Here is a 13,445-nt window from a genome sequence, read left to right as displayed (position 1 = left end):
CCAAAACCCCAGGCACTGACCTCGACGCGCAGGCAAGCCCTGCGCGTTTCGCTTTTACGGAAGTACCCCACGTGATCAAACACAAGAAAGCACAGTGGCCCTGGCATGGGCTGACCGCGCTGGTCCTGGTGGGCCTGGCGTTCAGCCTGTACCTGGCCACCTCGATGATTTCCTATGAGTGGCGCTGGAACCGCGTTCCGCAATACTTCGCCTACAAGGCCGAGGAAACCCAGCGTGCCACCAACCCCGGCACGGTCGAGGAAATCGTGGTGTCCGGCGACAATGCCCGGGTCACCCTGAAGGACGAGAACGGCGACAACCAGGTCGTCGAAGTGGCCAAGGACAGCATGCTGCTGGCCCGCGGCGACGACGTCGCCGAGGGCGATGCCATCGGCGTCACCCGCCACTGGGCCGCCGGCCCCTTGGCCTGGGGGCTGTGGACGACGCTGTGGATCTCGGTGATCTCCGGCGCCCTGGGCCTGGTGATCGGCCTGTTCGCCGGGCTGTGCCGGCTGTCGAACAACCCGACCTTGCGTGATCTTTCCACCGTCTATGTCGAGCTGGTGCGTGGCACGCCGCTGCTGGTGCAGATCTTCATCTTCTACTTCTTCATCGGTACCGTGCTCAACCTGTCCCGCGAGTTCGCCGGGGTGGCGGCGCTGGCGCTGTTCACCGGCGCCTACGTGGCCGAGATCGTCCGTGCCGGCGTGCAGTCGATCGCCAAGGGGCAGAACGAGGCGGCGCGATCGCTGGGCCTGAACGGCGCCCAGTCGATGCGTCATGTGATCCTGCCGCAGGCGTTCAAGCGCGTGCTGCCGCCGCTGGCCGGGCAGTTCATCAGCCTGGTTAAGGACACCTCGCTGGTGTCGGTGATCGCCATCACCGAGCTGACCAAGAGCGGCCGCGAGGCCATCACCACCTCGTTCTCGACCTTCGAGATCTGGTTCTGCGTGGCGGGCCTGTACCTGCTGATCAACCTGCCGCTGTCGCACATCGCCAGCCGGCTCGAGCGGAGGCTTGCGCAAAGTGATTGAAGTCCGTGACCTGCTGAAAGTCTTCGACACCCGGGGCCAGGTGGTGCGCGCGGTGGACAACGTCACCACCCAGGTCGCCAAGGGCGAGGTGGTGGTGGTGCTGGGGCCGTCGGGCTCGGGCAAGTCGACCTTCCTGCGCTGCCTGAACGGCCTGGAGCATTTCGACGAGGGCCATGTGTCCATCGGCGGTTTGCAGCTGGACGACCCGAAGAGCGATATCAACGCCTATCGCCGAGAAGTCGGCATGGTGTTCCAGCATTTCAACCTGTTCCCGCACATGACCGTGCTGGAGAACCTGTGCCTGGCGCAGAAGGTGGTGCGCAAGCGCAACAAGGCCGAGCGCGAGGCCAAGGCCCGGGCGTTGCTGGAAAAGGTCGGTATCGCGCAGAAGGCCAACGAGTACCCGTCGCGGCTCTCCGGTGGCCAGCAGCAGCGGGTGGCCATCGCCCGGGCCCTGGCGATGGACCCGAAGGTGATGCTGTTCGACGAACCGACCTCGGCGCTCGATCCGGAGATGGTCGGGGAGGTGCTGGATGTGATGAAGACCCTTGCCCAGGAAGGCATGACCATGGTCTGCGTGACGCACGAGATGGGCTTTGCCCGGGAAGTGGCGGATCGGGTGTTGTTCTTTGACCACGGGAAGTTGCTGGAAGATTCGCCGCCGCAGGAATTCTTTGCTGCGCCGAAGGATTTGCGGGCGCAGGCGTTCTTGCGGCAAGTTTTGTGATTGTGTTTAGACCTGCGTAAACCGTGGGTGCAAATGTATGTGATCAAAACTGTTCAGGCCTCTTGCTATATATTGGCGAGAGGCCTGACTGTCGAAATACCACCACCTTCCAATCAAAGAATGCTCATTTCTTGATCTTGATCTTGATCTTGATCTTGCTTCTAAGTGCGCGATAGTTCAGACGCCGCTAATTGCGACTTCAGGAGGCCGAGCGGAGTTCTTGCGGAGGGAGGTGACGGGCATGGATGCCCGTCAAGCGCTGCGCCCCAGGATGGGGCGTTCAGCGCGGTCCTCCCGGGAGCAAGAACGGAGCGAGGGGACCCCGGAGCGAAGCGTAGGGGCCGTATGAATGGAGCCAGCGGTTTTTGCCTACTTTTGCCCAAGAGCAAAAGTAGGTCGCCGTAAAGGCGAAAAGGTGACTATGCGTCGATATCGCAAATGAATGCGCATATAACTTTCAAAACACACTCTCTCAAAGTCAAAGTCAAAGTCAAAGTCAAAGTCAAAGACGGTCGGCGTCGGTTTCTATTGTTGTAAGCGCATTCATTTACGATATCGACGCATAGTCACCTTTTCGCCCTTACGGCGAGTCACTTTTTGTCAAACGCGACAAAAAGTAACCAAAAAACGCTGCGCTCCATTCATCCGGCCCTCCGCTGCGCTCCGGGTCCCCTCACTCCGGCCTTGCTCCCGGGAGGACCGCGCTGCAGGGCCCATCCTGGGCCCCAGCGCTTGACGGGCATCCATGCCCGTCACCTCCCTCCGCAAGGCCTGCGTTCGGCCTCCTGAAGTCGCGAAGGTACGGGCGGCGCCTGGGCTGACGCAGCTGTCGCTAGTGGGCTGTGGTGTTAATCTTCTGATCGCCAAAGCCAAAGCCAAAGCCAAAGCCAAAGCCAAAGCCAAAGCCAAAGCCAAAGCCAAAGCCGTCGGTCTGGTTTCAGGTCCTGGCGATCTGGGCGCGCCTGCAAGGCTTAGAGATTGAACCTTCCCACCATGCCCCGCAACTGCTGCCCCAACTGCTCCAACTCCCCACTCGAAACCGCAGTCTGTTCACTGGCCGCCCGCGTCTGTTCCGAAACATCACGTACATTGATCACGTTTCGGTTGATCTGCTCGGCCACCACGCTCTGCTGCTCACTGGCCGTGGCAATCTGCTGGTTCATCCCCTGGATCGTCGACACCGTCTCGGTAATCTGCCCCAGCGCAGCGCCAGCCTTGCGGCTGAGTTCGACGCTTTGCCCGGTCAGGCGCTTGCTGTCGTCCAGAAGGCCGGTCACCTCGTCGGTGCCGCGGTGCAGGCTGTCGATCAGCAGCTCGATCTCTTCGGTCGACTGCTGCGTGCGCTGGGCCAGGCCGCGCACCTCGTCGGCCACCACGGCGAAACCGCGCCCGGCCTCGCCGGCCCGGGCTGCCTCGATGGCGGCGTTGAGCGCCAGCAGGTTGGTCTGCTCGGACACCGACTTGATCACATCGAGAATCGAACCGATACGCTGGCTTTCACCGGCCAGGTGACCCATAGCCGTGAGGCAGTGGTCCATCTGCCTCGCCAACTGCTCGATGCGGGCAATCGCCTCGGCCACAACCTGATCACCCAGCTGTGCCTGGCGGTCGGCGGTGGTGGCCGCCTGGGAGGCCTGCTCGGCATTTTGCGCGACCTCCTGCACCGTGGCGCTCATCTGGTTCATGGCCGTGGCCACCTGGTCGGTCTCCTCGCGCTGCTGGCCGATTCGCTCGCGGGTGTCCACGCTGGCGCCGGCCAGCGCCGTCGCGGCTCTGGACAGTTGGCCGACACCCTGGTCGATGCCGCCGAGCAGCTCGCGCAGGCTCAAGGTCATCTCGCGCATGCTGGCCTGCAGCTGCCCCATCTCGTCGCGGCGCTGCACCGTCTGTACCTGGCTGAGGTCGCCACGGGCGATACGCGCGGCCTGGGCCAGCACCTGGCGCAGGGGCTGGGTGACCTGCCGGGTGATCAGCCAGGCAGCGAGGATGCCGAACACCAGTGCTAGCACAGCCACGCTGGTCAGCAGCGAACGGTCGGCCAGGGCCTCGTTGTCGCGCTGCTCGACTTTGCGCTCGCTCAGTTCAACGCTTACGGTCTGCAGCTCGTCACCCATTTTCTCCATGCCGTCCTGCAACTGCTCGACCTTGAGCGCGGCCTCGCGATATTGGTGCAGGACGTCGCGGTAGCGGTCCAGTTCCACCTGTGGGCGCTGGGTCAATGTGCCGGGCAGTTCCAGCGCGGTGATTGCCCGCAGCAACTGGCCAAGGCTGGCATTCGCCGCCTGCAGCGCGTCATCGCCCATGCTGGCAAAGCTGTCCCGGGGTGAGAAGGCATAGGCTGGCACCAGGCTTTGCTGGCTGGCGGACTCGATATGGCGGCCCAGAGTGTCCATGAGACCGACCACGCTGCTCTGCAAGCCGTCGCCCGACAGCTTCAGCAGGGCTTGGGTCTGCAGTTCGTCGATCACGGTTTCGAGCACGCCAGACTGCGCCTGCATCGCCGCGTGCAAGCCTTCGCGGCTGTCCACGGTACTTTGTAAGGTGGCGAAGTCGCCTTTCAGGCGCTGCAGCAACTGCAGCTTCTGGCTCAGCATCTGTCGCGACGAATCGAGGCCGCTGCGTTGCTGCAGCAGGGTCAGGCGGTCGTGCAACTGTTCCAGGATGGTCGCGATGCGTGTCCTGCTGACGTCGTCGGCGAGTACCCGGTAGGTGATGCGCTCGGCGCGCAGGTCACGGGTCAGATCGTTGAGTTGGCCGATGTCGCTCAGTTGTTCCGAGCGCTCGATGGCGCCGTCCAGCGCACGCCAGCCGCTGAGTGTGGTGGCCAGGGTGAGCAGCAGCACCACGGCGAAACCCAGGGTGAGCTTGAGCCCGACGCCGAGGTTGCCGAGTTGGCGGTCAAGGTATCCGAACATGGCAGGTCTCCGTCCGATTGAGAAAAGGCCATGGCAGCAGATTGCCGCCATGGCCTTTGCTCATCGGCCGGAAGTCCGTCGGACTGGACCTGCAAATTGAGTAGGAAAATTCTCTGCGGGCTGAAGGGTAGTGCCTACAGCCCGCAAGCCGCGAATTAGAGCCTGAAACGCCCCACCAGGCCCTGCAGGTGCGTTCCCAGGCGGGCCAGCTCGACGCTGGAGCTGGCGGTCTCCTCGCTGGCTGCCGAGGTCTGGTCGGAGATGTCGCGCACGTTCATCACGCTGCGGTTGATCTCTTCGGCCACGGCGCTCTGCTGTTCGGCGGCGGTGGCGATCTGCTGGTTCATCGACTGGATCGACGACACGGTGCGGGTGATGGTGCCCAGCGAGTCGCCAGCGCGGCGGGTCAGCTCGACGCTGCTGTCGGTCAGGGCGCGGCTGCTGTCCATGACGCTGGCCACGCGCTCGGTGCCGTTCTGCAGGCTGGCGATCAGTTCCTCGATCTCCTCGGTGGACTGCTGGGTGCGCTGGGCCAGGCTGCGCACCTCGTCGGCGACCACGGCGAAGCCACGGCCCGCTTCGCCAGCGCGGGCGGCCTCGATGGCGGCGTTGAGCGCCAGCAGGTTGGTCTGCTGGGCCACCGACTTGATCACATCCAGCACGCTGCCGATCTTGTCGCTCTCGGCCTTGAGCTGGCTCATCGCTTCGCTGGAGTTGACCACCTCGCCGGCCAGGCGCTCGATCTGGCTGATCGCCTCGCCCACCACCTTGTCACCCTCGCGGGCCTGCTGGTCGGCCATCAGCGCCGCTTCCGAGGCTTGCTCGGCGTTGCGCGCCACTTCCTGGACGGTGGCGGCCATCTCGTTCATGGCAGTGGCGACCTGGTCGGTCTCGACCTTCTGGTTGTTGACCCCGGCGCTGGTCTGCTCGGTGACCGCCGACAGTTCCTCGGCGGCGCTGGCGATCTGCGTCACGCCGTCACCAATGCCCCCGATGAGCTCACGCAGGCCCTGGGTCATGCGCTGCATGCTGGCCTGCAGCTGGCCCAGTTCGTCGCGCCGATCGGCCTTGAGGTCCTGGCGCAGGTCGCCGCCGGCCACGCGCTCGGCGGCGGCGAGGGTCTGGCGCAGCGGCACGATGATCTGCCGGGTGATGGCGAAGGCGGCCAGCACCCCCAGCAGCAGCGCCAGGGCGGTGGCGCCGGCCAGCAGGGTCTTGGCCTGCTGGGTGCCCTGGTCGCGCACGGTGGTTTGCGAGACGGTCATTTCCTGGCTGGCGGACAGCAGCACCTGGCCTTGCGCGGCCATGCGCGCCAGCGCCTGCTCACTGGCCGTCTGGGCGTTGCCGAACTGGTTCACCGCGTCGCGGTAGGCGGCCAGTGCGCTGGCGGCGTCGTCGAGGCTGGCGGCGAATTCGCCCGGAAGCTTGCCTGGCAGGGCCTTGAGTACGGTCATGGCCTGGTCGATGGCGCCGAGCGCGGTCTGCTGGAACTCGGCCTTGCCGCTGTAGGTGTAGCCGCGCACCTGGAAGCGTGCCTGCTGCAACAGGGCGGCGACCTGCACCACCTCCTGGTACTGCTGGATATCGCCGCCCTGCAGCAGGCGCTGCTGGACCTTGGCGATCAGCTCGGCGGCCTTGTCGGCGCTGTCGCCCAAAGTGGCGCGGCTGGCCTCGCGGCGCAGGCCGGCCTGCTTGAGTTCGGTGAAGGCCTGCTGGTACTGGCGCACGGCGTCCTGCTGCTTGTCCAGGCGCTGGCGGTCGGCGGGTAGCTCGATCTGGCCGAGCATGAACTGCACCTGGCGCTCGAGGTTGGCCAGGGCTTTTTCCAGTTCCGCCACGGCGGCGTCGTCTCGGTTGCGCTCATAGCCCAGGCGGGCCAGGCGCAGGTCCTGGGTGTACTGGTGGATCACCGAGATGTTGCCGAGCTTGTCGCCACGGCTGGTGACGCTGTCGATGCCCAGCCAGCCGGTGAAGGTGATGCCGAGGGTGAGCAGCAATACCAGGCCGAAGCCGATCCCCAACTTGCGATTGACGCTTACATTTCCCAGTGACTGGGCAAACCAACGGTACATAGACGACTCCCCGGCGCGTGGCAGTGCGGATTATTGTTCTGTTGCACAGGCCATCGGCGCGGGGCGGGGAAACTTGATGGCAAAAACTTGACTATTGCGTCAGAAAATTCGCGAGAGCAGGGCGGTGACCGCCGTTTCCACCCGCAGGATGCGATCGCCCAGCTGCACCGGGGCCAGGCCGGCCTTGCCGAGCAGCTCGACCTCGTAGGGGATCCAGCCGCCTTCGGGGCCGATCGCCAGGGTCACCGGGCCTTCCACGGCGCGCGGGCAGGCAGGGTAGGGGCCGGGGTGGCCGACCAGGCCCAAGGAGCCTTCGGCGATGGCGGGCAGGCGGTCTTCGACGAAGGGCTTGAAGCGCTTCTCGATGATCACTTCCGGCAGCACCGTGTCACGGGCTTGCTCCAGGCCGAGAATGAGGTTTTCGCGGATGGTCTCGGACTGCAGAAACGGCGTCTGCCAGAAGCTCTTCTCGACCTTGTAGCTGTTGACCAGGATCAGCCGCGGCACGCCCAGGGTGGCGACCGTCTGGAACAGCCGACGCAACATCTTTGGCCGCGGCACGGCCAGCACCAGGGTCAGCGGCAGCTTGGCCGGCGGCGGCTGGTCGAAGGCCACCCGCAGTTCGGCCTCATGGCCTTCGAGGCGGATGACCTCGGCCTTGCCCATCAGGCCGCCGATGCGCCCGACGCGCAGGCTGTCGCCCACCGCCACGCGGTGGATCTCCTGCATGTGGGTGAAGCGGCGATCGGCCAGGACGACACGGTCCGCCGACACGAAGTCGGCCTCTTCAAGAAGCAACAAGTTCACGGTTGGGTCGCAGGTGGCTGGTCGTTGTGGTCGTTGTTCGCTTCGTCCGGCTCGTGGCTGCGCTTGCGGATCAGGCTGCCGCACAGCACGCCGACCTCGAACAGCATCCACATGGGCACGGCCAGCAGGGTCTGGGAGAAGATGTCCGGCGGGGTGAGGATCATGCCGACCACGAAGCAGCCGATGATCACGTACGGACGGATCTTCTTCAGGTACTGCACGTCGACCACGCCGATCCACACCAGCAGTACCACCGCCACCGGGATCTCGAAGGCGACGCCGAAGGCGAAGAACAGGGTCATGACGAAGTCGAGGTAGCTGGAAATGTCGGTCATCATCGACACGCCCTCGGGGGTGGCGCTGGCGAAGAAGCCGAAGATCAGCGGGAACACCAGGAAGTAGGCGAAGGCCATGCCGGCATAGAACAGGACGATGCTCGATACCAGCAGCGGGATGGCGATGCGCTTTTCGTGGCGGTACAGGCCCGGAGCGATGAAGCCCCAGATCTGCTGCAGGATGAACGGGATCGCCAGGAACAGCGAGACGATCATGGTCAGCTTGAACGGCGTCAGGAACGGCGAGGCCACGTCGGTGGCGATCATCGTCGCGTTGGCCGGCAGGTGCGCGCGCAGCGGCGCCGAGACCAGGGTGTAGATCTGCTGGGCGAAGGAGAACAGCCCGGCGAAGATCAGGAAGATGGCGGCGACGCAGCGCAGCAGGCGGGTGCGCAGTTCGGTCAGGTGCGAGACCAGCGGCATCGGCTGGTCATGTTCCGGATTCTCGCTCATGGGGCTCGTGGCGGTTGGGGCGGCTCGGAGGGTGGCGTCGCGGTCGGCTGCGCGGGGGCGGCTTCGACGGCGGGTGTGGCGGGCGTTTCAGCGCTGGTCGGCGGCTGCGCCGGTGGCGTCAGCGGGTTGAGGATGCGCTTGGCCTCCTGCTCCATCTGCAGGATGTGCTCGTTGTGCAACTGGCGGCGGATGTCGTCGGCGCCGATCTCGCGCTCGACCTCCATCTTGATCGCGTTGAAGCTGCGCTTGAGGCGGCCGATCCACAGGCCCGCGGTGCGCGCGGCCCCCGGCAGGCGCTCGGGACCGAGCACCAGCAGGGCGACCAGGCCGACGAGCAGCAGCTCGCTGAAACTGATGCCGAACATGGGTCAGTCTTTCCGCTGTGGCTCTTGGACCGGCTGGGCCTGGCCCTCGATGGTGTGGCCCTGGGCCTGCTGCGCGGTGTTCTGCACCGGCGGAACCGGTTGGGCCGGCGGCGGGGTCTGCTCGGCGGGCTTGGTTTCTTCTTCGTTCATGGCCTTGCGAAAGCCCTTGATCGATTCGCCCAGGTCGCTGCCGAAGTTCTTCAGTTTCTTGGTGCCGAACACCAGCACCACGACGACCAGCAGGACGATCCAGTGTTTCCAGTCAAAAATGCCCATTTCGTACTCCTGAAAAATGTGTGTCGGTCTATCGGGCCCTGGGGCTGCCTTGCAGCCCATCACAGGGTTCAGCGAATCGTTCAGGCGACGCGGCCCCCTGTAGGAGCGGCCTTGCCGAGGCGTCGGACCGGTCGGAAAGGGGCGCAACGCGCCCCCGGCAATCTTCAGGCAGACGGCTGACGCGCAGCCTTCTCATCATGCCCGGACAATCCGAACCGACGCTCCAGCTCGTCGAGCACCGCCTGCGGATGCTGGCCGAGCGCGCTGAGCATGACCAGGCTATGAAACCACAGGTCTGCGGTTTCATAGATGACATCGCTGTAATCCTTGCTGACGGCGGCATCCTTGGCGGCGATGATGGTCTCGATGGACTCTTCGCCGAGCTTCTCGAGGATCTTGTTCAGGCCCTTGTGATACAGGCTGGCCACGTAGCTGCTGTCCGGCGCCGCGTGCTTGCGTTCTTCCAGCACCTCGGCGAGGCGGTTCAGGGTGTCGCTCATGTCAGTGTCCTGCGCTGTAGATGGCGTTCGGATCCTTCAGGACCGGGTCGACGGTTTTCCACTGGCCGTCCTCGAAGACGCGGTAGAAGCAGCTTTCGCGGCCGGTATGGCAGGCGATATGGCCCAGTTGCTCGACCATCAGGATGATCACGTCGGCGTCGCAGTCCAGGCGCATTTCATGCAGTTTCTGCACATGGCCCGACTCTTCGCCCTTGCGCCACAGCTTGCCCCGCGAGCGCGACCAGTAGATGGCGCGATGCTCGGCGGCGGTCAGGGCGAGGGATTCACGGTTCATCCAGGCCATCATCAGCACGCGCCCGGTCTTGTGGTCCTGGGCGATCGCCGGCACCAGGCCATCGCTGTTCCACTTGATCTCGTCCAGCCAGTCTTTCATCGTCGACTCCAAACCAGGCCCGCTCCCGTACCGGGCCCCTGTACGCTAGTGTGCCAGCCGACGGCGCGGCTGGCTATCGGCGCACGATAAGGTACAGGCCCGCGGCCAGCATCAGCCACGCCGGCCAGGTGGCCGGGGCGCTGAGGCTGACGGCGCCGGCGGCCAGCGTCGCTCCGCCGCCGAGCAGGCCGGCACCGAGCAGGCGCAGCGCCCAGTTGTCGCCGGCGCGGCGTCGCTCGGGCAGTTGCGCATCGTGCAGGTGCGGTTGCGACAGGCGCTCGAGCAGGTCGCGGGTCATGTCGGCCAGGTGCGGCAACTGCTCGGCCTGGCTGTACAGGTTGCCGATAACCGCCTTCGGGCTCATGCGCTCGCGCATCCAGCGTTCGAGGAACGGCTTGGCGGTGCTCCACAGGTCCAGGTCGGGATAAAGCTGGCGGCCCAGGCCTTCGATATTCAGCAGGGTCTTTTGCAGCAGCACCAACTGCGGCTGGACTTCCATGTTGAAGCGCCGGGCAGTCTGGAACAGGCGCATCAGCACTTGGCCGAAGGAGATGTCCTTCAACGGCTTTTCGAAGATTGGCTCGCACACGGTGCGGATCGCCGCCTCGAATTCGTTGACCTTGGTCTGCGCCGGCACCCAGCCCGAATCGATGTGCAACTGGGCCACGCGGCGGTAGTCGCGCTTGAAGAAGGCGATCAGGTTGCGGGCCAGGTAGTCCTGGTCCTCGGCGGTGAGGCTGCCGACGATGCCGCAGTCGATGGCGATGTACTGCGGGCTCCATGGCTTGACCGTGCTGACGAAGATGTTGCCCGGGTGCATGTCGGCGTGGAAGAAGCTGTCGCGGAACACCTGGGTGAAGAACACTTCCACACCCCGCTCGGCGAGCATCTTCATGTCGGTGCGCTGGTCCGCCAGCGTGACCATGTCGGTGACCGGTACGCCGTAGATCCGCTCCATCACCAGCACCTTGGGCCGGCAGAAGTCCCAGTACACCTGGGGCACGTACATCAGCTCGGAGCCTTCGAAGTTGCGCCGCAACTGGCTGGCGTTGGCCGCCTCGCGCAGCAGGTCGAGCTCGTCGTAGATGGTCTTCTCGTAGTCGCCGACGATCTCCACCGGGTGCAGGCGACGGGCATCGGCCGAGGCGCGTTCGGCGGCCTTGGCGATCAGGAACAGCCAAGCCAGGTCCTGGGCGATGACTGGCTTGAGGCCCGGGCGCACCACCTTGACCACCACTTCCTCGCCGCTCTTGAGCCGCGCGGCGTGGACCTGGGCCACCGAGGCCGAGGCCAGCGGCTCGACGTCGAAGCGGCTGAACACCTCGGCCACCTTAGCCCCGAGCTGTCCCTCGATCAGCGCCACGGCGTGCTGCGGGTCGAACGGCGGTACCCGGTCCTGCAGCAGCATCAGCTCGTCGGCGATGTCGGTGGGCAGCAGATCGCGGCGGGTGGAGAGCAACTGGCCGAACTTGATGAAGATCGGCCCCAGGTCCTGCAGCGCCAGGCGCAGGCGCGCGCCGCGGCTCAGCTCCAGGGGCTTGCGCGGCAGCCAGCGCCAGGGCATCAGCAGGCGCAGGCTGGCCAGCCACCAGGGCAGCAGGGGCTGTTCGAACAGCAGGTCATCGAGGCGGTAGCGGATCACGACGCGCTGGATGCGCAACAGACGGCGGACGGCGAGCAGCTTCATGCGTTATCGCTGGTATCAAGAGTGTGGGCGAGGCGGCGCAGGCGCGCCTCGAGACGTTCGATGTCGACTTTCAGCGCATCGAGCTCGCTGAACGCCGCTTCGGCTTCGCGTTTGCCGACCAGGGTGCGGGATTCCTCGGCCAGGTACTCGGAGAGGTTCTCGCCGAAACGGGCCAGACCCTGGCGGGTCCAGCGCGCGCGCAGGCGCAGGTGGCCGGCGATCAGCGCGGTGGGCACCGGGCCCAGCCAGCGCTGCAGCTCGTATTCCCAGTCCAGCTCCAGGTCTTGCACGATGCCGAACAGGTCGAGCAGCACGGCGCTGTCGCCATGCAGTTCGACCTGGGGGCTGTGCAGTACGGCGGTCTTGTCCTTGGCCAGGGCCAGCTGCGCCAGGCGCCCGGCGGGGGCACGCAGGGTGCAGTCGACCTCGCCCTCCCAGTGGGCGGCGAGCATCAGGCCTTCCTCGTCGGGCAGCACGAACACCTTCAGGGCCGGCTGCACGCAGTCGATCTCGATCACCCGGCCCTCCAGCGCCGCCAGGCGCGGGAGGGCGGTGCTGTCCAGGCGCAGGACACGGTTGAGCCCGTGCTCGGCGCTGGCGAGCAGGCCGGCCAGGAGCATCAGGGCTTGATCCCCCGGTGCACGGCGACGATGCCGCTGGTCATGTTGTGGTAGGTGACGCGGTCGAAGCCAGCCTCGACCATCATGCTCTTGAGCGTTTCCTGGTCGGGGTGCATGCGGATCGATTCGGCCAGGTAGCGGTAGCTTTCCGCGTCGTTGGTGATCAGCTTGCCGGCCAGCGGCATGAAGGCGAACGAATAGGCGTCGTAGGCCTTGGACATCAACTTGTTGGTCGGCTTGGAGAACTCCAGGATCAACAGGCGGCCACCAGGCTTGAGCACCCGCAGCATGGAACGGATGGCTTCGTCCTTGTGGGTCACGTTGCGCAGGCCGAAAGCGATGGTCACGCAGTCGAAGTGGTTGTCCGGGAACGGCAGCTTCTCGGCGTCGGCCTGGACGAACTCGATGTTGCCGGCCACGCCGCGGTCGAGCAGGCGATCACGGCCGACCTTGAGCATCGAGTCGTTGATGTCGGCCAGCACCACCTGGCCGGTCGGGCCGACCAGGCGCGAGAACTTGGCGGCCAGGTCGCCGGTGCCACCGGCGATGTCCAGCACCCGGTTGCCGCTGCGCACGCCGGACAGCTCGATGGTGAAGCGCTTCCACAGGCGGTGCATGCCGCCGGACAGCACGTCGTTCATCAGGTCGTACTTGGCGGCCACCGAGTGGAACACCTCGGCGACTTTCTTCGCCTTCTGGCTCTCGGGCACGTCCTGGTAGCCGAAGTGGGTAGTGGGTTCGGCGTGGTCGCCTTTGCGCTGGTCGGTCATATCGCTTCACCAGAAAAAAATTACGGCCATTCTAGGGGCTGCGGGCGGATTTGTCTTGGCGGGGTGTGTCATGCAGAGGGGGCGGGCATAATGGCGATTATGTCTTCATATCCAGGATCACCCGCATGACCCAGATCAGCGTCGAACGCAAACACTCCCTCGGCCGTGACGCCGCCCGTGCCAAGGCCGAGGCGCTGGTCGACAGGCTCAGCCGCGAATACGACCTCAAGGCCACCTGGAACGGCGACCGCGTCGATGTGACGCGCAGTGGTGCCAATGGCAGCGTGCACATTGGCGAGGACACCATCCGCGTCGAGCTGAAGCTGGGCATGATGCTGTCGATGATGAGCGCCAGCATCAAGGGCGAGATCGAGCGGGCGCTGGACAAGGCACTGGCCTGATTCGCCCGTACCGTCCCGATCCCTTGTAGGCGTGGCACAAGGCCGCGCCTACATCCAGCAGGCCTGAAGCGGCAATACGGCCCACCTTA

Annotated in this window: 15 protein-coding genes and 2 pseudogenes; 4 read left to right on the top strand and 13 right to left on the bottom strand. The window is 65.3% G+C overall.

Features of this window, described 5'->3' with window-relative positions; translation table 11 throughout:
• Window positions 1-71 precede the first annotated feature (71 nt).
• From AC25MA_RS04120 to AC25MA_RS04110, 3 genes are all read left to right on the top strand, one after another.
• Window positions 72-1,034, top strand: coding sequence for an amino acid ABC transporter permease (locus tag AC25MA_RS04120; protein ID WP_028688381.1), 963 nt, complete (start codon window positions 72-74; stop codon window positions 1,032-1,034).
• Entirely contained in the window at window positions 1,027-1,761 is a 735-nt protein-coding gene (locus AC25MA_RS04115; protein WP_486971836.1) for an amino acid ABC transporter ATP-binding protein, read from the top strand. Before AC25MA_RS04120 ends, AC25MA_RS04115 begins: the two co-directional genes overlap by 8 nt.
• 745 nt (window positions 1,762-2,506) lie before the next feature.
• Window positions 2,507-2,743, top strand: coding sequence for a hypothetical protein (locus tag AC25MA_RS04110; protein WP_463401627.1), 237 nt, complete (start codon window positions 2,507-2,509; stop codon window positions 2,741-2,743).
• Here AC25MA_RS04110 and AC25MA_RS04105 read toward each other — a convergent pair.
• The 13 genes and pseudogenes from AC25MA_RS04105 to ubiE form a co-directional block, all read right to left on the bottom strand.
• A complete protein-coding gene (locus AC25MA_RS04105) occupies window positions 2,733-3,437 on the bottom strand; it encodes a methyl-accepting chemotaxis protein (RefSeq protein WP_373875684.1) in 705 nt (234 codons plus the stop codon). The genes AC25MA_RS04110 and AC25MA_RS04105 overlap by 11 nt on opposite strands.
• Before the next feature lie 198 nt (window positions 3,438-3,635).
• Window positions 3,636-4,676: pseudogene (locus tag AC25MA_RS04100) on the bottom strand (methyl-accepting chemotaxis protein); the annotation flags it as partial.
• A gap of 155 nt (window positions 4,677-4,831) precedes the next feature.
• A complete protein-coding gene (locus tag AC25MA_RS04095; protein ID WP_410175749.1) occupies window positions 4,832-5,545 on the bottom strand; it encodes a methyl-accepting chemotaxis protein in 714 nt (237 codons plus the stop codon).
• A gap of 141 nt (window positions 5,546-5,686) precedes the next feature.
• Window positions 5,687-6,748 (bottom strand): annotated as a pseudogene (locus AC25MA_RS04090) (methyl-accepting chemotaxis protein); the annotation flags it as partial.
• A gap of 99 nt (window positions 6,749-6,847) precedes the next feature.
• Window positions 6,848-7,555: a 16S rRNA (uracil(1498)-N(3))-methyltransferase gene (locus AC25MA_RS04085; RefSeq protein ID WP_062360246.1), complete on the bottom strand. Its 708-nt coding sequence runs from the start codon at window positions 7,553-7,555 to the stop codon at window positions 6,848-6,850.
• Window positions 7,552-8,343: a twin-arginine translocase subunit TatC gene (tatC, locus tag AC25MA_RS04080; RefSeq protein ID WP_062360244.1), complete on the bottom strand. Its 792-nt coding sequence runs from the start codon at window positions 8,341-8,343 to the stop codon at window positions 7,552-7,554. Before tatC ends, AC25MA_RS04085 begins: the two co-directional genes overlap by 4 nt.
• On the bottom strand, window positions 8,340-8,708 hold the full coding sequence (gene tatB, locus AC25MA_RS04075) for a Sec-independent protein translocase protein TatB (protein ID WP_028688375.1): 369 nt from the start codon (window positions 8,706-8,708) through the stop codon (window positions 8,340-8,342). Before tatB ends, tatC begins: the two co-directional genes overlap by 4 nt.
• A gap of 3 nt (window positions 8,709-8,711) precedes the next feature.
• On the bottom strand, window positions 8,712-8,984 hold the full coding sequence (locus tag AC25MA_RS04070; protein ID WP_028688374.1) for a twin-arginine translocase TatA/TatE family subunit: 273 nt from the start codon (window positions 8,982-8,984) through the stop codon (window positions 8,712-8,714).
• Window positions 8,985-9,148: 164 nt separating this feature from the next.
• Window positions 9,149-9,484: a phosphoribosyl-ATP diphosphatase gene (locus AC25MA_RS04065; RefSeq protein WP_028688373.1), complete on the bottom strand. Its 336-nt coding sequence runs from the start codon at window positions 9,482-9,484 to the stop codon at window positions 9,149-9,151.
• A gap of 1 nt (window position 9,485) precedes the next feature.
• Window positions 9,486-9,878 carry a phosphoribosyl-AMP cyclohydrolase gene (gene hisI, locus AC25MA_RS04060; protein WP_011536069.1) on the bottom strand — a complete coding sequence of 131 codons (393 nt, stop codon included), beginning with the start codon at window positions 9,876-9,878 and terminating at the stop codon, window positions 9,486-9,488.
• Between the two features lie 73 nt (window positions 9,879-9,951).
• Entirely contained in the window at window positions 9,952-11,565 is a 1,614-nt protein-coding gene (ubiB, locus tag AC25MA_RS04055; RefSeq protein ID WP_028688372.1) for a ubiquinone biosynthesis regulatory protein kinase UbiB, read from the bottom strand.
• Window positions 11,562-12,185: a ubiquinone biosynthesis accessory factor UbiJ gene (locus AC25MA_RS04050; RefSeq protein ID WP_182321849.1), complete on the bottom strand. Its 624-nt coding sequence runs from the start codon at window positions 12,183-12,185 to the stop codon at window positions 11,562-11,564. The genes ubiB and AC25MA_RS04050 overlap by 4 nt, the downstream gene beginning before the upstream one ends.
• Window positions 12,185-12,955, bottom strand: a complete 771-nt coding sequence (ubiE, locus tag AC25MA_RS04045) for a bifunctional demethylmenaquinone methyltransferase/2-methoxy-6-polyprenyl-1,4-benzoquinol methylase UbiE (protein WP_028688370.1) — start codon at window positions 12,953-12,955, stop codon at window positions 12,185-12,187. The genes AC25MA_RS04050 and ubiE overlap by 1 nt, the downstream gene beginning before the upstream one ends.
• A 125-nt stretch (window positions 12,956-13,080) precedes the next feature.
• Between ubiE and AC25MA_RS04040 the strand changes: the two genes are divergently transcribed.
• Window positions 13,081-13,356 (top strand): polyhydroxyalkanoic acid system family protein, encoded by a 276-nt coding sequence (locus AC25MA_RS04040; protein WP_062360240.1) that lies wholly within the window; start codon window positions 13,081-13,083, stop codon window positions 13,354-13,356.
• The last annotated feature ends 89 nt before the right edge of the window (window positions 13,357-13,445 follow it).

It is taken from the genome of Pseudomonas sp. P65(2024) (assembly GCF_057480955.1).
The sequence above is the reverse complement of the archived record's forward strand: the minus strand, read 5'-3'. Positions and strand labels throughout refer to the sequence as shown.